Annotated in this window: 25 protein-coding genes and 1 pseudogene; 18 read left to right on the top strand and 8 right to left on the bottom strand. The window is 59.0% G+C overall.

Going from position 1 to position 26,841, the window contains the following annotated elements:
- Positions 1–93 precede the first annotated feature (93 nt).
- From typA to QZ487_RS05390, 6 genes and pseudogenes are all read left to right on the top strand, one after another.
- On the top strand, positions 94–1,932 hold the full coding sequence (gene typA / locus QZ487_RS05410) for a translational GTPase TypA (protein ID WP_285976737.1): 1,839 nt from the start codon (positions 94–96) through the stop codon (positions 1,930–1,932).
- Positions 1,933–2,030: 98 nt separating this feature from the next.
- Positions 2,031–2,294 (top strand): annotated as a pseudogene (locus tag QZ487_RS05405) (sodium:proline symporter); the annotation flags it as partial.
- Between the two features lie 24 nt (positions 2,295–2,318).
- On the top strand, positions 2,319–4,130 hold the full coding sequence (gene ggt / locus QZ487_RS05400; protein ID WP_296023679.1) for a gamma-glutamyltransferase: 1,812 nt from the start codon (positions 2,319–2,321) through the stop codon (positions 4,128–4,130).
- A 55-nt stretch (positions 4,131–4,185) separates the two neighbouring features.
- Positions 4,186–4,311, top strand: coding sequence for a hypothetical protein (locus QZ487_RS11475; protein WP_367114432.1), 126 nt, complete (start codon positions 4,186–4,188; stop codon positions 4,309–4,311).
- A gap of 54 nt (positions 4,312–4,365) precedes the next feature.
- A complete protein-coding gene (locus QZ487_RS11470) occupies positions 4,366–4,563 on the top strand; it encodes a VOC family protein (protein ID WP_367114431.1) in 198 nt (65 codons plus the stop codon).
- 55 nt (positions 4,564–4,618) lie between these two features.
- Entirely contained in the window at positions 4,619–5,284 is a 666-nt protein-coding gene (locus tag QZ487_RS05390) for an extensin family protein (RefSeq protein ID WP_296023678.1), read from the top strand.
- 52 nt (positions 5,285–5,336) lie between these two features.
- Here the strand turns inward: QZ487_RS05390 and QZ487_RS05385 are convergent, their stop codons facing one another.
- Positions 5,337–5,669: a LuxR C-terminal-related transcriptional regulator gene (locus tag QZ487_RS05385; protein WP_296023676.1), complete on the bottom strand. Its 333-nt coding sequence runs from the start codon at positions 5,667–5,669 to the stop codon at positions 5,337–5,339.
- A gap of 79 nt (positions 5,670–5,748) precedes the next feature.
- Here QZ487_RS05385 and uvrB point away from each other — a divergent pair, with 79 nt between their 5' ends.
- Together uvrB and QZ487_RS05375 are read left to right on the top strand one after the other, a co-directional pair.
- Positions 5,749–7,935, top strand: coding sequence for an excinuclease ABC subunit UvrB (gene uvrB, locus QZ487_RS05380; protein WP_296023675.1), 2,187 nt, complete (start codon positions 5,749–5,751; stop codon positions 7,933–7,935).
- Entirely contained in the window at positions 7,932–8,465 is a 534-nt protein-coding gene (locus QZ487_RS05375) for a hypothetical protein (RefSeq protein ID WP_285976731.1), read from the top strand. Before uvrB ends, QZ487_RS05375 begins: the two co-directional genes overlap by 4 nt.
- Here the strand turns inward: QZ487_RS05375 and QZ487_RS05370 are convergent.
- Positions 8,431–10,476, bottom strand: coding sequence for a thioredoxin family protein (locus tag QZ487_RS05370; protein ID WP_296023674.1), 2,046 nt, complete (start codon positions 10,474–10,476; stop codon positions 8,431–8,433). The genes QZ487_RS05375 and QZ487_RS05370 overlap by 35 nt on opposite strands.
- A 77-nt stretch (positions 10,477–10,553) precedes the next feature.
- Here QZ487_RS05370 and QZ487_RS05365 point away from each other — a divergent pair, with 77 nt between their 5' ends.
- The gene (locus QZ487_RS05365) at positions 10,554–11,780 is read left to right on the top strand and encodes a UbiH/UbiF/VisC/COQ6 family ubiquinone biosynthesis hydroxylase (RefSeq protein ID WP_285976729.1); all 1,227 of its coding nucleotides are present in this window, start codon (positions 10,554–10,556) and stop codon (positions 11,778–11,780) included.
- Between the two features lie 9 nt (positions 11,781–11,789).
- On the opposite strand, the gene QZ487_RS05360 is transcribed toward QZ487_RS05365, so the two are convergent.
- The 3 genes from QZ487_RS05360 to hemC form a co-directional block, all read right to left on the bottom strand.
- Positions 11,790–12,725 (bottom strand): hypothetical protein, encoded by a 936-nt coding sequence (locus QZ487_RS05360; protein WP_285976728.1) that lies wholly within the window; start codon positions 12,723–12,725, stop codon positions 11,790–11,792.
- Positions 12,726–12,789: 64 nt separating this feature from the next.
- Positions 12,790–13,470 (bottom strand): uroporphyrinogen-III synthase, encoded by a 681-nt coding sequence (locus tag QZ487_RS05355; RefSeq protein ID WP_285976727.1) that lies wholly within the window; start codon positions 13,468–13,470, stop codon positions 12,790–12,792.
- Entirely contained in the window at positions 13,467–14,402 is a 936-nt protein-coding gene (hemC, locus tag QZ487_RS05350) for a hydroxymethylbilane synthase (protein WP_285976726.1), read from the bottom strand. The genes QZ487_RS05355 and hemC overlap by 4 nt, the downstream gene beginning before the upstream one ends.
- 44 nt (positions 14,403–14,446) lie before the next feature.
- Between hemC and tsaD the strand changes: the two genes are divergently transcribed.
- From tsaD to QZ487_RS05315, 7 genes are all read left to right on the top strand, one after another.
- On the top strand, positions 14,447–15,493 hold the full coding sequence (gene tsaD, locus QZ487_RS05345) for a tRNA (adenosine(37)-N6)-threonylcarbamoyltransferase complex transferase subunit TsaD (RefSeq protein WP_296023672.1): 1,047 nt from the start codon (positions 14,447–14,449) through the stop codon (positions 15,491–15,493).
- Positions 15,490–16,491, top strand: a complete 1,002-nt coding sequence (locus QZ487_RS05340) for an NAD(P)H-dependent glycerol-3-phosphate dehydrogenase (protein WP_296023671.1) — start codon at positions 15,490–15,492, stop codon at positions 16,489–16,491. The genes tsaD and QZ487_RS05340 overlap by 4 nt, the downstream gene beginning before the upstream one ends.
- A gap of 29 nt (positions 16,492–16,520) precedes the next feature.
- Positions 16,521–17,999 carry a lipopolysaccharide biosynthesis protein gene (locus tag QZ487_RS05335; protein WP_296024117.1) on the top strand — a complete coding sequence of 493 codons (1,479 nt, stop codon included), beginning with the start codon at positions 16,521–16,523 and terminating at the stop codon, positions 17,997–17,999.
- Between the two features lie 15 nt (positions 18,000–18,014).
- Positions 18,015–18,512: a helix-hairpin-helix domain-containing protein gene (locus QZ487_RS05330; RefSeq protein WP_285976723.1), complete on the top strand. Its 498-nt coding sequence runs from the start codon at positions 18,015–18,017 to the stop codon at positions 18,510–18,512.
- Positions 18,513–18,684: 172 nt separating this feature from the next.
- On the top strand, positions 18,685–19,860 hold the full coding sequence (locus QZ487_RS05325; protein WP_285976958.1) for an acyl-CoA dehydrogenase: 1,176 nt from the start codon (positions 18,685–18,687) through the stop codon (positions 19,858–19,860).
- Positions 19,861–20,035: 175 nt separating this feature from the next.
- Positions 20,036–20,680: a maleylacetoacetate isomerase gene (gene maiA, locus QZ487_RS05320; RefSeq protein ID WP_296023669.1), complete on the top strand. Its 645-nt coding sequence runs from the start codon at positions 20,036–20,038 to the stop codon at positions 20,678–20,680.
- On the top strand, positions 20,677–21,687 hold the full coding sequence (locus tag QZ487_RS05315) for a fumarylacetoacetate hydrolase family protein (RefSeq protein ID WP_285976721.1): 1,011 nt from the start codon (positions 20,677–20,679) through the stop codon (positions 21,685–21,687). Before maiA ends, QZ487_RS05315 begins: the two co-directional genes overlap by 4 nt.
- Positions 21,688–21,699: 12 nt before the next feature.
- On the opposite strand, the gene QZ487_RS05310 is transcribed toward QZ487_RS05315, so the two are convergent.
- From QZ487_RS05310 to QZ487_RS05300, 3 genes are read right to left on the bottom strand one after another with little or no spacing between them, the layout of a single operon-like run.
- Positions 21,700–22,005, bottom strand: coding sequence for a cupin domain-containing protein (locus tag QZ487_RS05310; RefSeq protein ID WP_296023667.1), 306 nt, complete (start codon positions 22,003–22,005; stop codon positions 21,700–21,702).
- A gap of 49 nt (positions 22,006–22,054) precedes the next feature.
- Entirely contained in the window at positions 22,055–23,167 is a 1,113-nt protein-coding gene (locus QZ487_RS05305) for an S-(hydroxymethyl)glutathione dehydrogenase/class III alcohol dehydrogenase (RefSeq protein WP_285976719.1), read from the bottom strand.
- A gap of 12 nt (positions 23,168–23,179) precedes the next feature.
- A complete protein-coding gene (locus tag QZ487_RS05300) occupies positions 23,180–24,613 on the bottom strand; it encodes an NAD-dependent succinate-semialdehyde dehydrogenase (protein WP_296023665.1) in 1,434 nt (477 codons plus the stop codon).
- A 132-nt stretch (positions 24,614–24,745) separates the two neighbouring features.
- Between QZ487_RS05300 and QZ487_RS05295 the strand changes: the two genes are divergently transcribed.
- Positions 24,746–25,063 (top strand): DUF4212 domain-containing protein, encoded by a 318-nt coding sequence (locus tag QZ487_RS05295; RefSeq protein ID WP_296023663.1) that lies wholly within the window; start codon positions 24,746–24,748, stop codon positions 25,061–25,063.
- Positions 25,063–26,838: a sodium:solute symporter family protein gene (locus QZ487_RS05290; RefSeq protein WP_285976716.1), complete on the top strand. Its 1,776-nt coding sequence runs from the start codon at positions 25,063–25,065 to the stop codon at positions 26,836–26,838. The genes QZ487_RS05295 and QZ487_RS05290 overlap by 1 nt, the downstream gene beginning before the upstream one ends.
- Positions 26,839–26,841 lie beyond the last annotated feature (3 nt).

Raw genomic sequence — 26,841 nt, 5'->3', positions numbered from 1 at the left:
CACCTGCTTGTTAAGTGATGCAGCTTAGGCTAGAGGCGCGCCAAATTGTGCGGCGCAACATGCCGTCCCCCTCTTTATATTCGAAAGTTCGTTATGTCTCGCTCGCTTCGCAATATCGCGATCATCGCTCACGTTGACCATGGCAAGACCACTTTGGTTGACCAATTGTTCCGCCAGTCCGGTACCTTCCGTGAAAACCAGCGCGTAGAAGAACGCGCGATGGATTCAGGCGATCTGGAGAAAGAGCGCGGCATCACTATTCTGGCTAAATGCACCAGTGTTGAATGGCATGGTGCCGATGGCGAAACCACGCGCATCAACATCGTTGATACACCTGGCCACGCTGACTTTGGCGCTGAAGTTGAGCGTATCTTGAGCATGGTCGACGGTGTGATCCTGCTGGTCGATGCGGCTGAAGGTGCAATGCCGCAAACGAAGTTCGTTACCGGCAAGGCGCTGGCGCTGGGGCTCAGGCCGATTGTGGTCGTCAACAAGATCGACCGCCCTGATGGCCGCCCTCAAGAAGTTCTGGACGAAGTTTTTGACCTGTTCGTAAGCCTTGATGCAAATGACGAGCAGCTCGATTTTCCGGTGCTATACGCCTCTGGCCGCGATGGCTATGCCAGCGAAGATCAGGAGGCGCGTGAAGGCACGCTTGCTCCGCTGTTCAAACGGATTGTTAGCCACGTCCCATCCCCTGGTCTGGATGAAGACGGGCCGTTCAGTTTCCTTGCCACCTTGTTGGACCGCGACAATTTCATGGGCCGGGTTCTGACCGGCCGCGTGCAGTCAGGCTCGCTCAAGGTGAATGATCCGATCCACGCCATCGACATGGACGGCAATGTAGTTGAAGTGGGCCGTGCGACCAAGCTGATGAGTTTTGACGGGCTTGAGCGGGTTCCGGTGGAAAGCGCCGTGGCAGGTGACATCATCGCCTTGGCCGGGCTTGAGAAAGCTACCGTTGCAAACACCATCGCTGATCCGGCTGTCAAAGAGCCGATTGCCGCGCAACCGATCGATCCGCCAACGCTGGCAATGCGATTTGCCGTCAATGACAGCCCGCTGGCGGGGCGCGAAGGCACCAAGGTGACCAGCCGCATGATCAGGGACCGCCTTCTTCGTGAGGCGGAGACCAATGTCGCAATCCGCGTGACCGAGTCAGAAGACAAAGATGCATTCGAAGTTGCCGGCCGCGGCGAATTGCAGCTTGGCGTGCTGATCGAAACCATGCGCCGCGAAGGCTTTGAGTTGGGCATTTCCCGCCCGCGAGTCCTGTTCCGCGAAGAAGACGGCAAACGCATGGAGCCTTACGAAACTGTGGTTATCGACGTTGATGACGAGCATTCCGGCACCGTTGTCGAGAAGATGCAATTGCGCAAAGCTGATCTGACTGAGATGCGCCCATCGGGCATGGGCAAGACCCGCATAACTTTCTCTGCGCCTTCGCGCGGCCTTATCGGTTATCACGGTGAATTCCTGTCCGACACCCGCGGGACCGGCATTATGAACCGCCTGTTCGAAAAATACGGCCCTTACAAAGGCGCTGTCGGCGGCCGTAACAATGGCGTTCTGATCTCCAACGGAGATGGCGAATCCAACGCTTACGCGCTCAATATGCTCGAAGATCGCGGCGAAATGTTCATTGGCGCACAGATGAAAGTCTACGAAGGCATGGTGATCGGAGAGAACGCCAAGCCGGACGATCTGGAAGTAAATCCGATGAAGGCGAAGCAGCTTTCCAACGTGCGTTCGTCAGGCAAGGACGATGCCATCCGCTTGACACCGCCGCGCCGGATGAGCCTCGAGCAATCGATCGCTTATATCGATGATGATGAAATGGTCGAAGTGACGCCGCATTCAATCCGCTTGCGTAAAGCGCTGCTGTGCCCGCACGAGCGCAAGAAAGCCAAGCGCAAGAAGGACGCAGCGTAAGCTCTTCCCAGACTGAGACGAGAGCGGTAGCCATTACGGCTGCAGCCTGTTACCCGCCTGCTTCATGCAGACAGGTACCCTGATAACACTCGCGCTTCTCAAATGCCTGGGCCGGATTTGGGGCAGCGTTCGGCCCGCTGATCATCCTAGCTTTGACGTGGGACAAGATGACCGGCGCGGGCGCGGTGGCTGGCCTTGTCACGGGCGCTGCAGTTGTTGCGATCTGGATCGCAAGCGGCCTCAATGCCAGCTTTATGGGCGGCCAATATCTGTATGAAATTGTGCCGGGATTCATTGCTGCGTGGCTGGCAATTGTGATTGTCAGCAAGGCGACAGGAACCGCTCGGCCTGCCCGAGGTTGATTGCACACGATATCGGAGAGAGACATGAAACCGACCAAACTCACCTTTGCTGCACTGGCCTCGATGGCACTGACCGCACCGACACTTGCAGACGACCATTCCGCTGAAGAGCAGAAGGCCCGACCGGTGCACGAACAGATCGGTGCAGGCGGACGTCCGGTCGGCGCGCCGTGGTCACGCAGTCCGGTCCATGCACAGCATGGCATGGCAGCTACTGCGCACCCGCTCGCGACCCAGATCGCACTCGATATTCTGAAGGACGGCGGCAACGCGGTTGATGCGGCGATTGCGGCTAATGCGGCGCTTGGCCTGATGGAGCCGACCGGCAACGGCATCGGGGGCGATCTCTTTGCGATTATCTATGACCCCAAGTCTGACCAGCTTTACGGCATCAATGGCTCCGGCCGCAGCCCGGCTGGACAAACATTGGACCAACTTCTGGAAAAACTGGATGGCGGAGACAGCTTGCCGCCGGTTGGACCACTGCCTGTCACTATTCCCGGCACGGTTGATGGCTGGTTCGAAATGCACAATCGCTTTGGCCAATTGCCGATGGCAGACGTGCTTGCCCCAACCATCAAATACGCCCGCGAAGGCCATCCGGTTGCGCCCATCATCGGCCACTATTTCGAACGGAATCTGCGCGCCTTTGAAGCTCGCTCAAACCTGTTCGACTTTGCCAACGCGCGCGCCACCTGGTTCGCAGACGGCGCGCCGAAAGCTGGCGAAATCTTCAAGAACCCTGATCTGGCCAACACGCTGGAGCGGATCGCCCAGAATGGCCGCGATGAGTTCTACAAGGGCGAGAGCGCACGAGTGATGGTCGATTACCTTCAGCGGCAAGGCAGCGCCTACACGCTGGATGACTTCGCCAGCCACCGGTCGGAGTGGGTAGAGCCAGCCTGCGTAGGATACCGCAACGGGTTCGAACTGTGCGAATTGCCACCCAACGGGCAAGGCTTCGCAGCGCTGCAAATGGTCAACATCCTGAAGAATGTGGACCTTGCCCAGTGGGAACGCGGCAGCCCTGAGGTGATCCACTATATCACCGAAACCAAGCGGCTCGCCTATGCCGATGTCGCGCGTTTCTATGCCGATCCCGACTTCGGGGCTTTTCCGATGGATCTATTGAGCGACGCATATGGCAAAGCTCGTTTTGACTTGATCGATCCGGCACGCGCCACGCCGGAGTTCGCACCGGGCGAGCCAAAGCCAGAGCCCAAGCTGGAAGGTCCCGGCGACACGACCTACCTAACCGTGGTTGACGGGGACGGGTTGATGGTCAGCCTGATCCAGTCAAACTATCGCGGTATGGGCGGCGGGCTGACGCCCGACGGCCTCGGCTTCATGTTTCAGGATCGCGGAGAGTTGTTCAGCCTCGATCCCGCGCACCCCAATGCATATGAGCCGAACAAACGCCCGTTTCAGACCATTATTCCGGCCTTCGTGAAGAAGGACGGGAAGCCGTTCATGACACTGGGTCTAATGGGCGGCGGTATGCAGCCGCAAGGCCACGTCCAGGTGCTGATCAATATCGTCGACTATGGCATGAACCTGCAAGAAGCGGGCGATGCTGCGCGTATCAATCATGACGGCGGTCGCCAACCGACCGAACCGTTAACCGGCCCAGCGAAGGATCCGCTGGGGACGTTGAATGTTGAACCTGGTATTCCGGCAGAGACCATCGCAGCACTAGAAGCGATGGGTCACAATGTCCGTGTGGTGACCAACGGCATCATGTTCGGCGGTTATCAGGCGATTGCACGCGATCCGGACACCGGCGTGCTCACCGGCGCGACAGAGATGCGGAAAGACGGGCAAGCACAAGGCTTCTAACGCACTATTTCTTCTTTTCGCGAGTGTGTTTAGACTCGCCGCAAGGAGAGCGAAAATGGCTAAGATTACCGGGCTTGGCGGCGTGTTTTATATGGTGGAAGACCCCGAAGCGACACCTGCATGGTATCGCGAAAAGCTGGGGCTGGATGGCGAATATGGCCCGCAGTTGGCGTGGAGCTAGGAAACCAAGCGCAACCCCTATTCGCTGATCAGCCATTTCAAGGATGACACCTATATGAAGCCGGGCACGCGCGGTTTCATGATCAATCTGCGGGTCGATGACCTTGATGCCTTCGTAAAACAGATCAAGAAGAAGGGCGTGAAAGTGCTCGACACGGTGGACGAAGGCTATGGCAAGTTTGCATGGATACTGGACCCCAATGGCGTGAAAATCGAACTTTGGGAGCAGGTCGCAGAAGAGCTGCCTAGCTAAAACAGCTGTTCCCACGTTTACTTTTAGTTAATCATATATCCTCAAAATCCCAGCCATGTTCGCTCGCTCATCAATCCTGTTACTCGCCACATTGACCTTGGCAGCTTGCGGCACCGTGCCTGGCGGATCGTCATCCACGCGAAACCCGCAATCCGCGCCTCGGCCCGTTGCTGTTAGCCCGGATGCTCAAATGTGCCTGGCTGCGATCACCGAGACAGGCTCGCGCTACTCGCCCATACCTGATGAGTACAATGGAAACGGGTGCGCCATCACTCGCGCTGTCCAGCTATCCGCTGTGCGCGGAGATGCATCCGATCTGGGCATCAGCAATATCGGCCCGGTTCAATGCGAGACGGCGAAGATTTTCATCGCCTGGGCCCGGTTTGGAGTCGATCGCGCAGCACGGAAGATCCTAGGTTCGCCCATCGATCGGATCGAGACCATGGGTAGCTACTCATGCCGCAATGTCGCCGGCACTTCGCGCAGATCCGCCCACGCCACGGCGCAAGCGATTGATGTGGGCGCATTTGTGCTGCAGGATGGCCGTCGCATTGACGTAAAAAGTGCCTGGTCCGGTGGAAGCCGTGAAGAGCGCGAATTCCTGCGCGTGGTGCATAACAGCGCTTGCAGGCGCTTTGGCACGGTGCTGGGGCCAGACTATAACGCGGCGCATCGCGACCATTTGCATGTCGAGATCAGCGGTGGCGGATTTTGCAGATAACTGCCCAATTTGACGCGTCTTAAAGCTTTGCTTCCAGCTTGAGCCGCACTGCCTAGGCCGCGTGTTGCGCGCCTAACTTCGCCATCATATTCGCACGGTGGATTTCGACAGTGCGGGGGCCGATCTCGAGTTCGCGCGCTATCACCTTGTTGCTGCTACCCGCGCTCAACCATTCCAGCACTTGGCGTTCGCGGCCTGAAAGGCTCTCAATCCGGTTTCGCGCCTCGATCACCCGCCTGCGCGCCAAAGGGAACTCTTCTGCTTCGGGCTCAAGTTTCGAGAGTGTACGCAGCAACTGATCAGGCTTTATGGGCAATGCCAGATAGTCCAATGCGCCAGCCTTGATCGCAGCAACGATATTCTGCGCAAGTAAGAAAATTGTCATATCAAATTGTGCGAAATTCTCTGACTAAGGTCAGAAAGCATCGTTGCGAATCTGCGCGATGTCCCCCATATGTTCCGCTATGGCTGAATTGGTGATCAGACGCGGGCTGAACGAGCCGGAGACCGGCGAGGAATTTGTCCCGCACCGCCCTGCCCGCCCGGAAAAATCCATGCCCGGCAAGAAGTTCGAGCTGGTCAGCGAGTATCAACCCGCGGGTGACCAGCCGACTGCCATTGCAGAGCTGGTTGGCGCGGCCAATGATGGCGAGCAGACGCAAACCCTGCTCGGCGTGACCGGTAGCGGCAAGACTTTCACCATGGCAAAGATGATCGAGGAATTGCAGCGCCCCGCACTGGTGCTTGCGCCGAACAAGATCCTCGCCGCGCAGCTCTATGGCGAATTCAAAAGCTTCTTCCCCAACAACGCTGTCGAATATTTCGTCAGTTATTACGACTACTACCAGCCAGAGGCCTACGTCCCGCGCAGCGACACCTATATCGAGAAAGAGTCGAGCGTAAACGAAGCGATCGACCGGATGCGCCATTCAGCCACGCGTGCGCTGCTTGAACGTGATGACGTGATCATCGTCGCGTCGGTTTCATGCCTTTACGGCATCGGCTCGGTCGAGACTTATTCAGCGATGGTGTTCGACATCAAGAAAGACGAAGTGGTCGACCAGCGCGAATTGATCCGCAAGCTCGTAAGCCTGCAATACAAGCGCAACGATACCGCTTTCGCGCGCGGTTGCTTTCGCGTGCGCGGGGACAGCCTGGAACTTTATCCCAGCCATTATGAAGATATGGCATGGCGGATCAGCTTCTTCGGCGATGAAATCGAGGAAATCAGCGAATTCGATCCCCTGACAGGCAGGAAGGGCGCGAGCCTCGATAAGGTTCGCGTCTTCGCGAACTCACACTATGTCACCCCTGGCCCGACCATGAAACAGGCCACCGAAGCGATCAAATTTGAACTTGAGCATCGGCTGAAGGAGCTGGAGGCCGAAGGTAAGCTACTGGAGCATCAGCGGCTAGAGCAGCGCACCAATTTCGATCTGGAGATGATCGCGGCAACCGGCTCTTGCGCAGGGATTGAAAACTATTCGCGCTTTCTCACCGGGCGCTTGCCGGGCGAGCCACCACCAACGCTGTTTGAGTATTTGCCCGAGAACGCGCTGTTGTTCGTTGACGAAAGCCACCAGACAGTGCCGCAGATCGGCGCGATGGCGCGGGGGGACCACCGCCGCAAGATCACGCTGGCCGAATATGGATTCCGCTTGCCGAGCTGTATCGACAACCGTCCGCTGCGGTTTAACGAGTGGGACGCGATGCGCCCGCAGACCGTGTGCGTGTCTGCAACGCCCGGTGGCTGGGAGATGGAGCAGACCGGCGGCGTATTCGCTGAACAGGTAATCCGCCCGACCGGCCTTATCGATCCACCGGTTGAAATCCGCCCGGTCGAAGATCAGGTGCAGGATTGCATCCAGGAATGCCTTGCAACCGCCCAAAAGGGCTACCGAACGCTGGTCACCACGCTGACCAAGCGGATGGCGGAAGACCTGACCGAATTCATGCACGAAGCGGGCGTGCGCGTGCGCTACATGCACTCCGATGTCGAGACGCTGGAGCGGATCGAGCTGATCCGAGACCTGCGACTGGGCGTCTATGATGTGCTGATTGGTATCAACCTGCTGCGCGAAGGCTTGGATATTCCCGAATGCGGTCTTGTGGCAATCCTTGATGCTGACAAGGAAGGTTTCCTGCGCAGCGAGACATCGCTGATCCAGACGATTGGTCGGGCGGCGCGCAATGTCGATGGCCGCGTCATTCTCTATGCTGATCGCGTGACCGGAAGCATGGAACGCGCAATGGCAGAGACCGATCGCCGGCGCGAGAAGCAGCGCGCCTACAATGAAGAGCACGGTATCACGCCGCAGACGATCAAGCGCGATATTGCCGATATTGTGGCGCACACGGCCAGCAGGGATGGCGTGGTGGTCGATACCGGCGATGACGAGGTCAACAATCTGGTTGGCCACAATCTGCGCAGCTATATCGAAGACCTTGAGAAGCGGATGCGTGCAGCCGCCGCCGATCTGGAATTTGAAGAAGCCGGGCGCCTGCGTGATGAAATCCGGCGGCTGGAGAATGACGAGCTAGGCTTGCTCGACGCAGACAAGCGCGCCGCACCCAAGGGCAAGAGCACTGAAGGAAGGCCGGGGACGCGCAAAATGCGCTATGGCAAAACGCAAAGGAAGTTCGGCAAATGATGTGGCGCTGTGCCAGCCTAGCGCTCGTTTTAGCACTATCCGCCTGCAAACCGCCGCCAACGGATGCGGATATTGCGGCGCGCGATGTGACAAGCAACCAGAGCGGTCCATCCGCGCCTATCGACAGCCCGGATACCGAAGGCGCGGTCTGGTCTGACAGCCCGATAACTACAGGCCGCATCATTTACGGCATCCCCGGGCAACCACCGCTGCTTGCGCTGGGCTGCGGCGATATGGGCGACCATCCCAGCATTCTGATCACACGCTATGCGCTGGCAGACGAAGGCGCAGAAGCGATGGCGGCGTTCATCGGCAATGGGCACATTGCCCGTATCCCCGTCGACGCAACCGAGATCGACAATGGATCGTTCTGGCGGACAGAGCTGTCCGCTTTCAGCGAGGATCTGGAAGTGTTGACTGGCACGCGCCAAGTGGCCGTGACGATCCCGGGCGCAGGGCGACTGGTGCTCAACCCGAGCCAACGCCCCGCTCAATTCATTGAGGATTGTCGCGCATCGCCCTCTGTATGAGCATGTCCGGCGTCAGCACCTGCGGTAGCTGTTCGGCTTCCTGTCCTGGCTCATACCATAGGTAAAGCGGCACCCCTGCCGCGCCTTGTTTGTTGAGGAACATGCTGATTTCAGCATCGCGCCGGGTCCAGTCGCCCACCATCGCGATCACGCCCGCTTCTTCGAATGCGGCCTTGGTGGTCTCACGTTCGATAGCGACGCCTTCATTGACTTTGCAGGTAACGCACCAATCGGCGGTGAACCATACGAAAACCGGCTTCCCGCTCGCGCGCGCTTCGGCCAATGCGGCTTCACTGAACGGCCGCGGGCTGAGGATTGACTCAGCAGTGCTCGAGCTTTGCTCGGCATAGGCAGACGGAAGCGCAAAGGCTCCAAACACAAGAAATGGTGCTGAGATAAGGCCAAATGCGGGCCATGCCATCTTGCCTCGCTGCTGAAGCTTGCCGACCACCCACAGCGCCATGATCACGCCGAACACGACGATCAGAGCAAACATCGCAAAGCCGCGTCCGCCCAGCTGCTGTGTCAGCCACACCAGCGCGAGCGCGGTCAACCCCATCGGGATCGCCATCACGCGGCGAAATGTGTTCATCCATGCGCCGGGTTTGGGCAACATCCGGCGCAGCGCCGGGACAAAACCGATCAGCAGGAATGGCAGGGCAAGCCCCAGCCCCAAGGCCGCAAACAGCAGCAAGGCCTGCAAGGGGGGCAATAGCAGTGCCGCGCCCAATGCCACCGCCATAAATGGTCCGGTGCAAGGCGTTGCCGCGAAGGCTGCCAGCAAGCCGGTTGCAAAGGCGCTTGCCGGCTCGCCGCTACGCGTGAATGAAAGTGAGGGCAGCTCGAACACACCTGCAAAGTTTGCTGTTATGACTGCCGCCAGTATCAGCAGGACGACGACAACACTCGGGCTTTGTAACTGGAATGCCCAGCCTACCTGCTCGCCCGCCGAGCGTAGCGCCAGCATCACGCCGCCCAGAGCCACACAGGCCAGCACCACGCCAGCCGTGTAGGCGATGCCTTCACTGCGCGCTTGTGCTTCGCTTTCACCGGCGCGCGCCAGGCTGATCGCTTTCAAGCTCAAGATCGGGAACACACATGGCATAATGTTGAGGATCAATCCGCCTACCAACGCACCCAGGATCAGCGTCCACATCGGCGGCGTGCTGGCTGGCTGTCCGGCGATCAATTCGCCGCCTGCCGGTACTTCGCCCGCCTGCGCGGCAAAGCGAATCCCATTGCCATCGCCAAGCGCCAGAATGCCTTCGAGTGTCTCGAACTCGCCGCGGCCTTTGCGCGGGATTTCAGCGACCAACACATCGCCATTGCGCCGGAAAGTCTGCGACGCAGCATAATCGACCACGCGGGTGTTGCTTACAAAGACATGCGGCGCGCTGAGACTCATCGTCGCCGGGATCGGGATCGCTATGCGCAAAGTGTCCGCTGTAAGTTCGTATGTGCCCTCACGATCAAGCGGAGGTGCAATCGCTGCGCGCCACATGGCAAAGCGCTGGTCGGGCGTGAACGAGCTGTCTTCGGCCGGAATGATGGTGGTCATCCGCCCCTGTTCAGGGACACAGATCGCATCGGTGCAGGCAAGCCATTCGCCTTTTGCCGCAATGGGCAAAGGTCCTGTTGGAACGTAATCAGCAGAAACGCTGATCGGCACCAGGACTGCATATGCGCCTTTGTAGACGTGGTTCATCAGACCGGAGATCGAGAGTTTCTGAGGGACAGGGTACAGCGGCTCGCCCGCTTGCCAGCCTTCGGGCAGTTCCCAGTCCAGCGCCATGCCCAGCCCGGCATCGCCGGGATTAGACCAATAGCCGTGCCATTCTTCCGATACCGGTTCAAAATGGATCGCCAGCGTCAACGTTTCGCCTGCAACGGCTGGTCCCTCTGCATGCAAGCTGCCGACAAGATTGTTATCCTGCGCGCGCGCGGCAGTGGCCAGCGCCAGCATGCCGAGCAGCGACAACAGCAGCCAAAAGGCACCAAAAGACTTGAACATTCTTGCTTGGGTCACACCTGTCCCTCTAGGGGTCTCACATACAGTTCGCAAATCTATACTGAGAGTTACAGTTCCCTATGTCCGATCCACAGCCTCAAAAACACGATCTCCTGATCATCGGTGGCGGCCTAGTTGGTATGACCCTGGCGATTGCGGCGGCGCGCAAGGGATTTTCCAGCCATGTGGTGGACCGCGCCGATCCTGACAGTCTGACAGCCGAAGGCTTCGACGGGCGGGCATCAGCCATCTCGACAGCCAGCTGGAACCTGTTCACCAATATCGGAATTGCGGACGCGCTGGAGCCATATGGCAGCCCGATCGACAGTATCGCGGTGAGCGATCAGATGAAGCCCGGGCGGCTCGACTTCACGCCGGAACCGCATGACGGCACGCTGGGCCGTATGTTTGCCAACCGCCAGTTGCGCTTGGCGCTGTTCGAAGCGGCGGCGCAGGAACCGCTGATCAGCTGGCATGCGCCGGTGAATGTCGCATCGCGTGAGCGCGGCGAATTCGGTGTCTCGGTCACACTGGAAGACGGACGAAAGCTGGAGGCCGACCTGATGGTCGGCGCGGAAGGTCGCTTTTCGCCTAGCCGCGAGGAAGAAGGCCTCAAGATGGCGAAGTGGGACTATGGCCACCGCGCGATCATCGTAGGTCTGACTCATACAAAACCGCATGACAATGTGGCGTGGGAAATCTTCTATCCGGCTGGCCCATTTGCCCTGTTGCCCATGCTTGATGGCGAAGATGGCACGCATCGCAGCTCGCTGGTCTGGACCGTCGACGAAAAGGACGCAGCAGGCATTCTGAAGCTGTCAGACCGCGCGTTTCTGGCCGAGGTTACAAAACGCATGGGTGATCTGCTGGGCGAAGTATCGCTCAACAGCCAACGATCTTCATATCCTTTGAGCCTGCAGCACACTGCCAAGATTATCGGAGAACGGCTTGTCTTGGTGGGTGACAGCGCGCATGGCATGCACCCGATTGCGGGCCAGGGCCTTAATCTGGGCTTGCGCGATGTAGGCGCACTGGTCGAAGTACTGGAAGAAGCGCAGCGGCTGGGCCTCGATCTCGGCAATGAGCAGATGCTCAAGAAATACGAGAATTGGCGTGCGCTCGACTCGCTGATGGTAATGGGCGCGACAGACGGGCTGACCCGGTTGTTCGGCGTGCCCGGCAAGGCAGCATCGGCCGTTCGGCGCCTGGGCATGGCTGGCGTCCAACGAATGCCGGGCCTTAAGCATTGGTTTATGGACGAAGCCCGCGGCGTTTCTGGCGATGCACCCGCTTTGCTGCGCGGCTAACTCAACGCTTTATTCGCCACCGGGTGCTTCAACCGGGCTACGCTGTTCAACAGGCGTACCTGTGCCATCGCGCAAGCGGCCCGGATCAAGCACGGCTGCCATCTCGATGGTTTCCAGCGCACTCATTGCAGCGGCATAGCGTTCCGCATCGGCAATCCAGTCTTCTGCGGTTGCCGCCCCGGGCATATTCTTGATCTCTCCGATAGCGGAATCGATCCGCCCGCTCTCCAGGAACTGCCGCGCGCGTTCCAAACGCCGCGCGGGCTGAGGCGATGGTGTGCTTTCACGCCGCACAACGAACAATTCACTCAATTCGCGCCGGAAATCAGCCCAACTGTTGATCCCTTCGCTTTTCTGAAGCTCTGGAGCGAGGCCATCCAGCCGCGCCAGGAGGGAATCCAGCGTTATCGGATCACGCGAGAAACTGATCACGGTTCGCACCGCATTGGGCCAGCTGTCGCCGAAGCGCAGCCTTAGCTGGTCTGCCAGATAACCCAGCTCTTCGCCGCGCTCGATATAACGGCGCGTGGCAAATGCGATCAACAGACCTTCGGCACGCGCGGCATTACCCGCTGCAGCCTGTGCTTGCAGGTCCAGACGCGCAAGTCGCTGTTCCGCCGCTGCCAATCGCTGATCAAGTCCGCCTTGTTGCTCAGCAACGCGTTCAACCGCTTCGGTTGCTTCTACCGCGGCTACTACCACGGCCGCCTCTTCAGCTGGCGTGGGACTGGGTGCTGGCGCGTCTTCGGCGCTATCGGCGATGGCGGGGAGATTGGCCTGCGCCTGGCCCGCTTCATTGGACAGCGCGACCGGCTCTTCTTCTTTCGTATCTTGCCAGTAGAAAATCCCTACAATCGACGCACCCAGTAGAAACGCAGCCGCAACCGCCCCGAAAATCGGGCCCTTTGAAGGCTTTGTGCGTCGGCTACCAAACCTAGATTCCATATTTTTCCGTTCTACGACCCACAGGCTTTCGCCAGCCTTTAACCACCATCACTCTGTCCCGGTCTTATTCTTGGCACATTGCAATTGCCAAGGCCAAGAGATCGTTCTCGTTGGGACTAGCAGCCGCGCGCGCCGCTTGCCAACCCTCTCCGACCGGTTCGAGAATGCGCGGGCCCAGCGCACAAAGCGAAACATGCGTCCGATCAACGCCCAAACGATTGCATTCATTCACGAAGTGCTGCGCCGCCTCGGCTGAGTGCAACAGGACAAGCGCCCCCTTGGATAGTTGCGCCGCGACCTCTTCTGGCAAGTCGACCTTGCCAATCCGATAGACGATGCGTTCGGTGATCTGCACATCAGCGGGAGAGGAAAGCGTCACATGATCTTCGCCTGAAAGGCGCAAGAGATGCTGAAAATCGCCGCCGATCCCGTCGAGTACTTGCTGCAATCCGCCAGAACCGACCCGTGCGACCGTAAAGCCAGCGTCACGCGCGGCATCCGCGGTCGTTTGCCCTACGGCGAGGACCGGTAGATGAGTGAGAGCGGAAAGCTTGTCCCCGCCATGGCGGAAGGCATTGGCGCTTCCCACCAGAAGTGCATCAAATGCCTCCAGATCCGGCAAAGTCCAACCACTCGGTATCACTTTGAAAAGCGCTACCCCAGCGATGGGTAGCGCGCGCGCCGCACCCGCTGCGATGGTCTTGGAAAGCCCCGGCTCGGGCCGGATGGCGAAGGCCTTTGTCACACCTCGTGTTGCCCGAAATGTGGTGCCATGCCGGGCGTAAGGCGCGCGATCAGTTCTCTCCCCATGGCCGCGACCCATGCGAGGTCCTCCGCTGAGCCGCTATGCGTCGCTTCGATCCGTTCACGACCATCCGGGCTGAACAGGGCGCAGCGCAGCGCCAATACATCATCCTGCGCTGTGGTCAGCATCGCGATCGGGCTATGGCAGTTTCCGCCCAGTGCCTTTAGCAGAGTGCGTTCGGCCATGACTGCGCGGTGACTCGGCGCGTGGTCTATTGCCGCCAAGAATTCTTGCGTCTGTGCATCATCGGTGCGGCATTCGATCCCGATCGCGCCTTGCGCGGGCGCGGGCAACCATATCTCAGGATCAAGCCGCGCGCCGACCGAATCCTCTCCCAATCGATCAAGTCCAGCAGAGGCCAGCAGAGTGCAATCCGCCTCGCCTTTTTCCAGCTTGGCGAGCCGCGTTGCGACATTGCCGCGAAACGACACAACCTTGCAGTCCGGCCGCGCATGCAGCAGCTGCGCCGCGCGGCGCGGCGCGCTGGTTCCCACTGTCGCGCCTTCAGGGATGTCCGCAACCGACTTTGCGCCAACCAAACTATCCGCGGTGTCCGCGCGCGGCATGACCGCCGCGATTGTCAGCGTACCGGGCCGTAGCGTCTCCACATCTTTCATCGAATGAACCGAGGCATCGATTGTGCCATCGTGCAGCCAATGATCGAGCTCCTTGGTCCACAGCGCCTTGCCGCCGATTTCCGCCAGCGGACGATCGAGTACTTTATCCCCGCTCGCCACAACCGGCACCAATTCGACCTTTGATTCATCCCAGCCATGCGCGCCGCATAGTCGCCGCCGCGTCTCATAGGCCTGCGCCATCGCCAGCGGGGAATTGCGCGTTCCCAGGCGGATAATTGGTGTTTCGTCGTTCATCGCTGAGCTTGCTCTAACCTCGCAAACCTCTAAGGGAAAGCGCGATGAACGCGAAGCCGAAAATAGTTCTGGGCATTGAGTCGAGTTGCGACGAAACCGCCGTGGCGCTGGTTACGAGTGATTGGACGATTATTGCCGAAAAAATCGCCTCACAGATCGAAGAGCATGCACCCTATGGCGGGGTCGTGCCCGAAATTGCCGCGCGCGCGCACGCCGAAAAACTCGCGCCGATGCTCAAAGCCGTGATGGACGAAGCGGGCCTTTCGCTGGCGGATTGTGATGCGATTGCGGCGACTGCGGGGCCCGGTCTGATCGGCGGGGTGATGGTTGGCCTCGTAACGGCCAAGGCGCTTGCAATGGCGTCTGACACACCGCTGCTCGCGATCAATCATCTGGAAGGGCATGCGCTCAGCCCGCGCCTTGCGAATCCGGACCTCGAATTCCCCTATCTTTTGCTGCTGGTTTCCGGCGGGCATTGCCAGATTCTGCTGGTCGAAGGCGTCGGTGAATATCGCCGATTAGCCACCACAATCGATGACGCGTTGGGCGAGGCCTTCGACAAGAGCGCCAAGGTGCTCGGCCTTGGCTATCCGGGTGGGCCTGCATTGGAAAAGCTTGCCATGCAAGGCGATCCGCAAGCGGTGCCATTGCCGCGTCCGCTCAAGGGATCGAAAGAACCGCATTTCTCTTTTGCCGGCCTCAAGAGCGCAGTCTTGAGAGCTAAGAACAGCGGCGAACATACCGACGCAGACATCGCGGCCAGTTTCCAGCAAGCCGCCGTCGATTGCCTGATTGACCGGCTTGAATATGCCTTGGAACGTATCGAGACGCCGGGCAATCTGGTCGTCGCAGGCGGTGTTGCCGCGAACCAGACCATCCGCACTGCACTGGAAAAGCTTGCTCAACGGCACGGCATGCGCTTCACTGCGCCGCCAATGGCGCTTTGCACCGATAATGCCGCGATGATCGCTTGGGCTGGCTGCGAACGCTTGCCGCTTGGCGTTTTCGATCCGCTGGATGTCGCCGCGCGTCCGCGCTGGCCGCTCGACCCTCAAGCCGAGCCGGTACGCGGCGCAGGAGTGAAAGCATGACCTCTCACCGACCGGTGGGTGTCCTTGGCGCAGGCGCATGGGGTACGGCCTTGGCGCAAATGCTGGCCAGTGATGGCCGTGATGTGGTGCTTTGGGCGCTGGAGCCTGACGTAGTCGAAGAGATCAACAGCACGCACCGCAACACAACCTATCTGGCGTCGGCCAAACTTGCTGAAACCATCCGCGCGACAAGCGATCTGAGCGAGTTTGCCGAGCTTGAAATTGTTTTCGCCGTCACGCCCGCTCAGCATCTCGGCAGCGTGCTAAGGCAGATGCCCAAGGCGCCGGGCGATCTTGTGCTGTGCAGCAAGGGTATCGAAGCGGGCACCGGCCGCTTGATGAACAATGTCGCGAAGGACGCGCTGCCTGACAGTGAAATTGCCGTTCTGTCCGGCCCGACATTTGCACATGAAGTTGCCGCCGGCCTGCCCACGGCAGTCACACTCGCCTGCACTGGCGGTGAAGCACAATGGGATCGGCTGATCACTGCTATCGCGCGGCCGACTTTCCGCCCCTATTTCACAGAGGATGTGACCGGAGCCGAGATCGGCGGGTCGATCAAGAATGTGCTCGCAATCGCGTGCGGCGTGGTGGACGGGCTTGGCCTGGGCCAGAACGCACGTGCGGCGCTGATCGCGCGTGGCTATGCCGAAATGCTGCGTTTCGGGCAGGCGTTGGGCGGGCAGCGTGACACGCTGTCGGGTCTGTGCGGTCTGGGCGATCTGGTTTTGACTTGCAGCAGTACGTCGAGCCGTAACTTCTCGCTGGGCAAAGCGCTGGGCGAAGGCAAAAGCGCGGCCGAATTGATGGCGGATCGCAAGACAGTTGCCGAAGGGGCGCACACGGCCCCCGTCCTGCATGAACTGGCGCAAGGACGCGAAATCGATATGCCTATCGTTGAAGCGGTCAATGCCATCCTGGGCGGCGCAACCCCTGCCAAAGTTGTTGCGCAACTACTCGCACGGCCATTGACCACCGAACAGGGCGAGCCTGTGTGAGCAGCGCTGATTCTGCACACAAAGACGACATGGCAACTCTCGCCAAGGGCGGGCGAACCAACACGCTTGGCTTCCTGATCCGCTTGATCGGCGGCATCCCGTTCCTGTTCATTGGCTACCGCTTGTATGGCGTCGAAGACATGGGCCGCTTCGCATCGGCCTTCGTCATTATCGAGATATTCGCGCTGTTCTGCGCTCTGGGCGAGAAGCGCGGGCTTGCACAACGATTGACCGAAGGGGCCGATCAAGACGCTCAGAAACCCGTTAATCTCGTGTTCGACGGGATGCTGGCCGCACTCATCGTGTCCGCTTTGGCGGCAGTGATTGTACTGATCTTTCCAGCAATCATGTTCCCGAACGGCGTCAACGGCCCGCTTGACATCCTGATGGTGGCAGCGATCCCTGCCTTTGCGCTGACCGAGATCTTGCTCGCCGCGCAGGCCTATCGATATGATATTACCACAACCGTACGCGCACGCGCGCTTATCGAGCCATGGGTCAAGTCAATCGCTGTGCTCGCATTCTTTTACATACCCGGCGCACGCGAGAGCGGGCTGGCACTCGCCTTTGTCGTTGCGATTTATGCCGCGCTTCTGACAGCCTTGTGGTCATTCATCCGCACTTACGGCTTGCCTGATGGATGGCGCCCCCGCCCGCGCTATCTTGGTTCGATGGTCCTGCGGGCCTTACCGCTTTCCGGCGCCGACGTGATCGAGCGCAGTACGCGATTGCTCGATGTGTTCTTGCTTGGTCAATTCACGTCAGAGCGCGCAGTGGGCATCTACTTCTTCGCGAAAGAAATCGCCACTCTGCCGCAAAAGCTGAAGTCCAGCTTTGAACCCATTCTGTCTCCAGTTGTGACCAAGAACCTGAAGATCGGCAATATGGACGCGATCGCGGCGCAAGTGCGCCAGGTCGGGTTCTGGATCATTGCGGTTCAGGCTGCGATTGCGCTTGCGCTGGCCATTCCTGGCGAAGCGGTGATGGGGCTTGGCGGCCCGGCAATTGTCGGCGGCACAGGCGCGCTCGCAATCCTGCTTGCCGCCGAAGTCGTTGCTTCGATGGCGGTCGTTTCCGAAAGCGTGCTGGTCTATATTGCGCGCAAACGTAACCTCGCGATTTCAATCGGGATCATCGCGCTTCAAGCCGCGCTGACTATTGGCCTCATCATGCTGGCAGAGTATCTGCAGCTGGACGAAGGCTTCAAAGCCGCTGGCGCCGCTGGCGCACTGTTCCTGGCGCTCGGCGCCTCCAGCCTGATAAAGGCATTGCTGCTCAAGAATCTGCTTAAAGCGCCGGTCAGCAATTGGCGCTGGGGCCTTGTATGGGCAACCGCGCCTGCGGTAATTGTGGGCTTCGCGTTCACGCAATTGCCCGAATGGATGGAGTTGATCTTCGGCATTCCGGCGATTCTGGCAACTTATGGCTTTGTGATCTGGCGCAAGGGATTCGGCGAAGAAGACCGGCTGCTGTTTCGCAAGAATGTTGGCGGTGACACGCCGAGCTGAGGAAGATGTTGATTGATGACTGCTGCTGAAATTCTGGAAGCCTATGGAGTCTATATCGCGATCGGATTTGTGGTCGCGATCGCAATTGTCTGGCTGATTGGCCGCGCCAACCGCAAGGCCAAGGTTGTGCGAGAGAGCTCGACCAGGGACGTGCTCGATGAAGGCGCAGAGCGCGCGAGCCGTAATCAGGCGCTGATTGATGCAGGCACACCTGCGCCGCCTCTTGACGCTGGCCCCGCACCAGCTTCGGTTACCGCGCCAACTCCAGCCGGCGCCGATGACCTGACCCGGATTAAAGGCCTTGGACCCAAGATCGCGACATTGCTGCGCGAACAAGGCGTGACGCGTTTCGCAGATATTGCCGCATGGAATGATGCGGATATCGAGCGCATCGATGCCCACCTCGGGCGCTTCCAGGGGCGCATCCGCCGCGATGCATGGGTGGAGCAAGCCAAACTGTTGAGTGCAGGCGACGAGGCCGGCTTTACAAGCAAGTTTGGCCAGAACGGCTGAACCAGTCGCGACACCGGTTCAAGAGAGAAACCTCGATAGGGAATGTGCTCATTCGCGCCTTCCGCATCGCCCCTTTCACGCACACTCTTGAATCGCTAGACAAGACTTGTCGCCGCACGCCATTCCTGCGAATGGAGCCGTAAAATAGTTTCAGGAGTAACTAATGGCCGGAATGGTGCCGTTTAACTGGGAAGATCCCTTTGATCTGGAAACCCAGCTGACCGAAGACGAGCGGATGATCCGTGATGCCGCGCATGGCTTTGCACAAAGCGAGTTGCAGCCGCGCGTAATAAAAGCTTTCGCTGACGAAATCGACGCACCCGAACTTTTCCCGATGTTTGGCCAGGCGGGCCTGCTGGGCGCAACCATTCCGGAGGAATACGGCGGCGCAGGCGCTGGCTATGTTGCGTACGGATTGATTGCGCGCGAGATCGAACGCGTCGACAGCGGGTATCGCTCGATGGCTTCGGTCCAATCATCGCTCGTGATGTTCCCGATCTATGAATACGGATCGGAAGAACAGCGCCGCAAATACTTGCCCGGCCTCGCCTCGGGCCAGCTGATCGGCTGCTTTGGCCTGACCGAGCCCGACGCAGGTTCTGACCCTGCTGGCATGAAGACCGTCGCGAAGAAGGACGGCGATGGATATGTCCTCAATGGTTCCAAGACCTGGATTTCGAACGCGCCTTTCGCCGATGTGTTCGTGGTCTGGGCAAAAAGCGAAGAGCATGGCGGCGGCATTAGCGGCTTTGTGCTGGAAAAGGGCATGAAGGGGCTTTCCGCGCCCAAGATCGAAGGCAAGATTTCACTGCGCGCCAGCACCACTGGCATGATCATGATGGATGATGTGAAGGTAGGTGCGGATGCGCTGCTGCCCAATGTGCAAGGCCTGAAAGGTCCCTTCGGGTGTCTCAACCGCGCACGCTATGGGATTAGCTGGGGCGCGATGGGCGCAGCCGAATTCTGCATGCACGCTGCGCGGCAATACGGGCTGGATCGCAAACAGTTTGGCCGCCCGCTGGCCGGAACGCAGCTTTACCAAAAGAAGCTGGCAGATATGCTGACCGACATCGCGCTGGGCCTGCAAGGCTCGCTTCGCGTCGGTCGCCTGATGGACGAAGGCCGCTTTGCGCCGGACATGATCAGCGTGGTCAAGCGCAACAATGTCGGTAAAGCGCTCGATATCGCGCGTCAGGCGCGCGACATGCATGGCGGCAATGGCATCAGCGGGGAATATCAGGTGATCCGCCACATGGTGAACCTTGAAACGGTCAACACCTATGAAGGTACACATGATGTCCACGCTCTGATCTTGGGTCGCGGGATTACGGGGATCGCGGCGTTTTGATGAAGGAAACGCGCGAGTTGCTGTCCTACGCTGCCAAGAACTGGCATAGGACAGGCATACGTGCCAATCCAGCATTGCGCCCTACATGCTACAACAAGCGCATTTTGCAAGTCCCTGAAAAACGGATGACTTTTCCACCCCTGAACAGTGTTCCATCCTGTAGGAGTTCTGCGTGATGAAACTGTATGGCTACTTCCGCAGTTCGACGACCTATCGCTTGCGCATCGCGCTGGAGCTGAAAGGGATCGACTACGAGTATATCCCGGTGAACCTGCTGACGTCCGAGCAGAAGGGTGAAGCCTTCACCAGCCGCAACCCGTTTGGTAGCGTGCCGATGCTAGAGGCTGACGGGTTCGACCGTGCCCAATCCATGGCGCAGATCGAATGGCTGGATGAAGCCTATCCTGAAAACTTTCTGCTGCCAGCCGATCTAGAAGACCGCTACACCGCGCGCGAGCTTGCCTATGCGATCGCAACCGAGACGCACGCCGTGAACAACCTGCCGGTGCTGAAGTATCTCAAGGATCCGCTCGGCCATTCGCAGGAAGAGATCGACATTTGGTATCGCCACTGGCTGGCGCGTACATTCGCGCCACTGGAAGCGCGGCTGGCGCAGCTCGGAACGGGCGATTTCCTGTTCGACAGGCCCGGCTTCTTCGAGGTCGTGCTGTTGCCGCAGTTCTACAATGCGGAACGCTTCCAATTCGATTTCAGCGACAAACCACATATCGCGCGCATTGCGCAAGCATGCCTCGCCCTGCCTGAGTTCCAGCGCGCGCACCCAGACAATCAACCAGATAATCCCGAGATGTCCTCATGAAACTCGCCTCACTTAATGACGGAACCCGCGACGGTAAGCTCGTCGTCGTATCGAAAGACCTCACCCGCTACTGCGCGGCGGACAATATCGCGCCGACATTGCAGGCAGCGCTTGATAATTGGGAGGAAATCGCTCCCAAGCTCGAAGTGCTGGCCATGGATGTCGAGCATGAGGCGGTGCCGTGCGAACGCTTCCACGAACGCGAAGCCCATTCGCCGCTGCCGCGCGCGTACCAATGGGCCGATGGCAGTGCATACATCAACCACGTCGAGCTGGTGCGCAAAGCGCGCGATGCCAAAGTACCGGAAAGCTTCTATCACGATCCGCTGATGTATCAGGGGGGCAGCGACAGTTTCCTGGCCCCGCGCGAAGACATTCCGCTGGGCGACACTGCCTGGGGATGCGACATGGAAGGCGAAGTGGCGGTGATCACCGACGATGTGCCCATGGGCGTATCGGCAGAGGACGCAGCAAAACACATCAAGCTGGTGATGCTGGTCAATGACGTGAGCTTGCGCGGGCTGATCCCGGGCGAACTCGCCAAGGGTTTCGGCTTCTTCCAGTCCAAGCCTTCCAGCGCATTCTCGCCAGTCTGTGTGACGCCAGATGAGCTGGGCGATGCGTGGAAGGATACGCTGATCCACTTGCCGCTGATGGTCGATTACAATGGCGAAGCCTTTGGCCGTGCCGAAGTGGGCGTGGATGCCACCTTCAACATGGCGCAATTGGTCGCTCACGCGGCAAAAACGCGCAATCTAGGTGCCGGCGCGATCATCGGCTCAGGCACGATTTCGAACAAAGGCGCGGATGGTGGCCCGGGCAAGCCGGTCAGCGAAGGCGGGCTAGGCTACAGCTGCATCGCGGAAATCCGCATGATCGAAACGATCTATGATGGCGCACCCAAGACGCCATTCATGAAGCCGGGTGATCAGGTGCGCGTGGAAATGCGCGATCGTGACAATCACTCAATCTTTGGCGCGATCGAACAGAAGGTTGTGCAGGCCTGAACTAGCGCAGGCTTAGACTTCGATGGGTTTGAATGCCGTTTCCCCATCGCCGGTGTTCGGTGTGCCATCTGCATCCATCACGAACAGCTTGACCTCACCCTTGCGCGCGCAGGGGCGGTGTTCAGTCCCGCGCGGGACGACAATCAGGTCCCCTTGTACAAGATTCTCGGTCCGGTCGCGCAACTCCATATCGAGCTCGCCTTCGATAACTAGGAACAGCTCATCGGTGTCAGGATGCTGGTGCCAGTGATATTCGCCCTCGACCTTGCACAAGGGCACCTCGTTGCCATTGTACCGTGCAGCAAGGGGGGTGCCCAATGTTCTGAAAACAAGGCGAATTTCTCGGACAAATTTACTTTTGTAGCCATCAGTACACCACCACGCTCCGGATGCTCTCGCCTGCATGCATCAGGTCGAAGCCCTTGTTGATCTCTTCGAGGCTCAGCACATGAGTAATCATGGGGTCGATCTGGATCTTCCCGTCCATGTACCAGTCAACGATTTTCGGAACGTCGGTGCGACCCTTGGCTCCGCCAAATGCGGTACCGCGCCAGTTGCGTCCTGTCACCAGCTGAAACGGGCGGGTAGCTATTTCCTTGCCCGCTTCGGCCACGCCGATGATCACGCTGGTTCCCCAACCACGGTGGCAGCATTCCAGAGCGGTGCGCATCACTTCGGTGTTTCCGGTGCAGTCAAAGGTGTAATCCGCGCCGCCATCGGTCATGGCCACCACCTTGGCAACGATGTCGTCGCGGCTCATGCCACGCGTGTTGAGGAAATCGGTCATGCCGAACTTGCGGCCCCATTCCTCGCGGGTCTCATTGATGTCGATGCCGATGATCTTGTTCGCGCCAGCCAGCCGCGCGCCCTGGATCACATTGAGGCCGATGCCGCCGAGGCCGAACACCACCACATTGTCGCCCACCTGCACTTTGGCGGTATTGGTCACGGCGCCGACACCTGTCGTCACTCCGCAGCCGATGTAGCAGCTGGTCTGGAACGGGGCGTCCTCGCGAATCTTGGCCACAGCGATCTCGGGCAGGACAGTGAAGTTCGAAAAGGTCGAACAGCCCATGTAGTAGAAGATCGTCTGCCCCTTGTAACTGAAGCGACTGGTACCGTCCGGCATCAACCCCTGCCCCTGTGTCGCGCGGATCGCGGTGCACAGGTTCGTCTTGCCGGAAAGGCAGGATTTACACTGGCGGCATTCGGGTGTGTAAAGCGGGATCACGTGATCATCTGGCTTCACGCTGGTGACACCGGGGCCGACTTCGCGCACGATGCCCGCCCCTTCGTGGCCCAGCACGCTGGGGAAGATGCCTTCGCTGTCGAAGCCATCAAGCGTATAGGCATCGGTGTGGCAAATACCGGTCGCCATGATCTCGACCAGCACTTCACCCGCCTTGGGGCCTTCCAGATCCAGCTCGACAATCTCAAGCGGCTGCTTCGCTTCGAAAGCCACGGCGGCGCGTGTTTTCATACCTTGTCTCCCCTAGGCGCTTTCATGCACGGTCTTTGAAACGAGACAGGCGGTCACGCCCTCTGCGCCATCTTCCAAGCCGGAACCGGACCATTTGACTCCGCCGAAGGGCGCATCGGCGGCACTGACCGAACCGTTGTTGATTGCGACCATACCCGCTTCGATATCACTAGCCATGCGCATCCGGCGCCCGGCATCTTGTGTCCAGGCATATGCCGCCAAGCCGTATGGCAGCCGGTTCGCCTCCTCGACCATCGCAGCTTCGCCCTTCATCGGGTTGATCAACGCAACCGGACCGAACGGCTCTTCGTTCATGATCTCGGCATCCAGCGGGACTTCGGAGAGCACTGTCGGCTCATGGAAGAAGCCCTGATTGCCGATCCGGTTGCCGCCGGCTTCAAACTTCGCGCCTTTGTCCAGCGCGTCCGCAAGCTTCGCCTGAATACCATCCGGGCCACGCTGACTTGCCATCGGGCCCATCTGCGTATCCCCATCCATGCCATTGCCAACCTTGATCGCTTTTGCTCGTTCAACGAACCCGTCACGGAAGCGTTCGAAGACATCTTCTTCGACCAGAAAGCGCGTTGGGCTGACACATACCTGCCCCGCATTGCGGAACTTGTTGGCGGACATGGTGTCGAGCGCCTTGTCAATGTCGGCATCGTTGAAAATCAGGACTGGGCCGTGGCCGCCCAGTTCCATCGTAGTGCGCTTCAAATCCTCGGCAGCCAATTTGGCCAGATGCTTGCCGACCGCTGTTGATCCGGTGAAGGTCACTTTGCGGATCACCGGGCTGGCCAGCAAGTGTTCGCTGATGTCCGATGGAACGCCGAAAACGCATTGCAGCACCTCTCCTGGAACACCTGCGTCGTGCAGCGCCTTGACGATGCCGAGACCGCCTGCGGGTGTTTCCTCGGACGGTTTGACGATGACTGAGCAACCTGCCGCCAGCGGACCGCCCACCTTGCGCATCACGTTCAATGCCGGGAAATTCCATGCTGAAAAACCCGCCACCGGACCGACAGGCTCATACCTTACTTCTGCGCGCTGACCATCGGGACGAACAAGTGTGCGACCATATAGCCGTTTGCATTCACCCGCATAGAATTCCAGCAGCATGGCGCAGTAAATCGTCTCGCCTACAGCTTCCTTGAACGGCTTGCCCTGCTCTAGGGTGATTGCCGCACCGATTTCCTTGGCGCGTTCGCGGATCAGTGCAGCACCTTTGCGCAGCACTGCTTCGCGTTCGTCAGCAGATGTCTTGCGCCAGCTTTTGAATCCTTTTGAAACTGAATCCAGCGCCGCATCAAGATCCGCCGCGGTCGCTGCAGGCAATGCTGCGATGACATCGCCGCTGGCCGGATCAAGCACGTCGATCGTCTCGCGACCAGCAGCGCCAATTGCTTCGCCGCCAATAAGAAGTTCGAGTTGGGGATAATCAGTCACTTGGGTCTCCTTGGAGTCGGGCGAAGGTCTTACCAGCCTGTGTATCAAGGTCCATCGCCAAGGTGCGACCAAATGACTGTGACTGGACAAATTCAAAGGAAAGCTGCCATGCATTGCCTTGGAGGGGACAGTATGAGCGAACACGAGCACGAATCCGCAGCGGGCGAATCAAATAGCCTCTATTGGACAGCGAATATTCGACTGTTGCTCACGCTCATGGCGATCTGGTTCGCCGTCTCTTTCGGTGCAGGTATCCTGTTTCGAGACTGGCTCGATCAGTTCATGCTGGGGGGCTATCCGCTTGGCTTCTGGTTTGCGCAGCAAGGGTCAATTTACACCTTCATCGCTCTGATATTCTTCTACAATTGGCGAATTCACAAGATCGAACAAAGTTTTAACCTTGATGATGACGACGAAGTCGCTGCCTCTATGGAAGGTGGGGCCGGTTAATGGAGACGCAAACACTGATCTATCTCTTCGTCGGTGCGAGTTTTGCGCTCTACATCGGCATTGCCATCTGGAGCCGCGCAAGCTCGACAAAGGAATTCTACGTCGCTGGCGGAGGTGTAAATCCGGTTGTCAACGGCATGGCAACCGCAGCCGACTGGATGAGCGCGGCAAGCTTCATTTCGATGGCGGGCATCATCGCTTTCGCAGGCTATGATGGCTCGGTTTACTTGATGGGTTGGACCGGCGGCTATGTGCTGCTCGCGCTACTGCTTGCGCCGTACCTGCGCAAATTTGGCCAGTTCACAGTTCCGGATTTCATTGGCACGCGGTATTATTCCAAGGCTGCACGTGTGGTCGCGGTGATTTGCCTGATCTTTATCAGCTTCACCTATATCGCAGGCCAGATGCGCGGCGTGGGCATCGTGTTTAGCCGCTTTCTGGATGTGCCAATCCTGTGGGGCGTGATCATCGGCATGGGCATAGTGTTTGTCTATGCGGTCCTGGGCGGGATGAAGGGCATCACCTACACTCAGGTCGCGCAATATTGCGTACTGATCTTCGCCTATATGGTGCCAGCCTTCTTCCTGAGCTTCATGATCACCGGCAATCCGATCCCGCAGTTTGGGCTGGGCTCACAGGTCAGCGATGGCAGCAGTCTGTACGTGCTGGAAAAGCTCAATCTTGTCCTGATGGACCTAGGGTTCGGGCAATATACTAAAGGCAGCAAGTCGATGATTGATGTGTTCTGCATTACGCTGGCGCTTATGGTTGGCACTGCAGGCCTACCCCATGTGATCGTGCGCTTTTTCACCGTACCCAAGGCATCGGATGCGCGCCGCTCGGCCGGGTGGGCGCTGATCTTTATCGCGCTGCTTTACACCACAGCAGGGCCAGTAGGCGCATTCGCACGGCTCAACTTTGTCGATACCGTCAATGAGACACAATATGCCGAAGCGCCCGAGTGGTTCACCAATTGGGAAGCCAATGACCTGATTGCCTGGCGCGACAAGAATGGTGATGGCGTCATGCAATACCGGGCCGGCGACGCATTCGCAGGCAGCCCCGAATTTAGCGAGAGTGGCGTTGGCAATTCGGGAGAGCGGCTGCTCGACAACATGGCGACGGTCAATGAAAACGAAGTTTATGTCGACCGCGACATAATGGTTCTGGCGAACCCCGAGATTGGCAACCTGCCCGGATGGGTAATCGCGCTGGTGGCCGCTGGCGGCTTAGCCGCCGCGCTGTCCACAGCTGCCGGACTGCTGCTGGTCATTTCAAGTTCGGTCAGCCACGATCTGCTAAAGTCCACTCTCAAGCCCGACATATCCGAGAAGGGTGAACTGTTGGCGGCGCGCATCGCTGCAACTGCAGCTATTGTGGTTGCGGGATATCTCGGGATCTATCCGCCGGGATGGGTGGCGCAAGTGGTCGCTTTCGCCTTTGGCCTCGCTGCCGCAAGCCTGTTCCCGGCGATCTTTATGGGTATTTTTAGCAAGCGTATGAACCGCGAAGGCGCGATTGCAGGGATGGTAGCGGGCCTGACTTCGACATTCCTCTACATCGCTTACTTTAAGCTGTGGGAGCCAGCCGCAAACACAGCCGAAAATTGGCTGTTCGGCATTTCGCCTGAAGGAATCGGCGTGGTCGGAATGGTATTGAACTTCGCCGTTGCGATCGGGGTCGCACGGATGACCGCCAAACCGCCCGCAGAAATCGATGCCTTGGTCGAGAATATCCGTGTACCGCGCGGTTCTGGGGCCGCACGGGTGCATTAGTCT

Source organism: uncultured Altererythrobacter sp., from assembly GCF_913057185.1.
In the GTDB taxonomy this organism is placed as follows: domain Bacteria; phylum Pseudomonadota; class Alphaproteobacteria; order Sphingomonadales; family Sphingomonadaceae; genus Erythrobacter; species Erythrobacter rubellus.
This window is presented reverse-complemented; position numbering and strand designations above follow the sequence as displayed.

What these genes read in the sequence shown, in the direction of transcription:
- QZ487_RS05325 (WP_285976958.1), top strand. Translation starts at nt 18,685, where the DNA reads ATGGTGCCGTTTAACTGGGAAGATCCCTTTGATCTGGAAACCCAGCTG.
- QZ487_RS05390 (WP_296023678.1), top strand. Translation starts at nt 4,619, where the DNA reads ATGTTCGCTCGCTCATCAATCCTGTTACTCGCCACATTGACCTTGGCA.
- tsaD (WP_296023672.1), top strand. Translation starts at nt 14,447, where the DNA reads ATGAACGCGAAGCCGAAAATAGTTCTGGGCATTGAGTCGAGTTGCGAC.
- ggt (WP_296023679.1), top strand. Translation starts at nt 2,319, where the DNA reads ATGAAACCGACCAAACTCACCTTTGCTGCACTGGCCTCGATGGCACTG.
- QZ487_RS05330 (WP_285976723.1), top strand. Translation starts at nt 18,015, where the DNA reads ATGACTGCTGCTGAAATTCTGGAAGCCTATGGAGTCTATATCGCGATC.
- QZ487_RS05295 (WP_296023663.1), top strand. Translation starts at nt 24,746, where the DNA reads ATGAGCGAACACGAGCACGAATCCGCAGCGGGCGAATCAAATAGCCTC.
- QZ487_RS05365 (WP_285976729.1), top strand. Translation starts at nt 10,554, where the DNA reads ATGTCCGATCCACAGCCTCAAAAACACGATCTCCTGATCATCGGTGGC.
- QZ487_RS05335 (WP_296024117.1), top strand. Translation starts at nt 16,521, where the DNA reads ATGGCAACTCTCGCCAAGGGCGGGCGAACCAACACGCTTGGCTTCCTG.
- QZ487_RS05315 (WP_285976721.1), top strand. Translation starts at nt 20,677, where the DNA reads ATGAAACTCGCCTCACTTAATGACGGAACCCGCGACGGTAAGCTCGTC.
- QZ487_RS05385 (WP_296023676.1), bottom strand. Translation starts at nt 5,669, where the DNA reads ATGACAATTTTCTTACTTGCGCAGAATATCGTTGCTGCGATCAAGGCT.
- QZ487_RS05370 (WP_296023674.1), bottom strand. Translation starts at nt 10,476, where the DNA reads ATGTTCAAGTCTTTTGGTGCCTTTTGGCTGCTGTTGTCGCTGCTCGGC.
- QZ487_RS05375 (WP_285976731.1), top strand. Translation starts at nt 7,932, where the DNA reads ATGATGTGGCGCTGTGCCAGCCTAGCGCTCGTTTTAGCACTATCCGCC.
- QZ487_RS05290 (WP_285976716.1), top strand. Translation starts at nt 25,063, where the DNA reads ATGGAGACGCAAACACTGATCTATCTCTTCGTCGGTGCGAGTTTTGCG.
- QZ487_RS05305 (WP_285976719.1), bottom strand. Translation starts at nt 23,167, where the DNA reads ATGAAAACACGCGCCGCCGTGGCTTTCGAAGCGAAGCAGCCGCTTGAG.
- QZ487_RS11470 (WP_367114431.1), top strand. Translation starts at nt 4,366, where the DNA reads ATGAAGCCGGGCACGCGCGGTTTCATGATCAATCTGCGGGTCGATGAC.
- QZ487_RS11475 (WP_367114432.1), top strand. Translation starts at nt 4,186, where the DNA reads ATGGCTAAGATTACCGGGCTTGGCGGCGTGTTTTATATGGTGGAAGAC.
- maiA (WP_296023669.1), top strand. Translation starts at nt 20,036, where the DNA reads ATGAAACTGTATGGCTACTTCCGCAGTTCGACGACCTATCGCTTGCGC.
- typA (WP_285976737.1), top strand. Translation starts at nt 94, where the DNA reads ATGTCTCGCTCGCTTCGCAATATCGCGATCATCGCTCACGTTGACCAT.
- QZ487_RS05360 (WP_285976728.1), bottom strand. Translation starts at nt 12,725, where the DNA reads ATGGAATCTAGGTTTGGTAGCCGACGCACAAAGCCTTCAAAGGGCCCG.
- QZ487_RS05340 (WP_296023671.1), top strand. Translation starts at nt 15,490, where the DNA reads ATGACCTCTCACCGACCGGTGGGTGTCCTTGGCGCAGGCGCATGGGGT.
- uvrB (WP_296023675.1), top strand. Translation starts at nt 5,749, where the DNA reads ATGGCTGAATTGGTGATCAGACGCGGGCTGAACGAGCCGGAGACCGGC.
- hemC (WP_285976726.1), bottom strand. Translation starts at nt 14,402, where the DNA reads ATGAACGACGAAACACCAATTATCCGCCTGGGAACGCGCAATTCCCCG.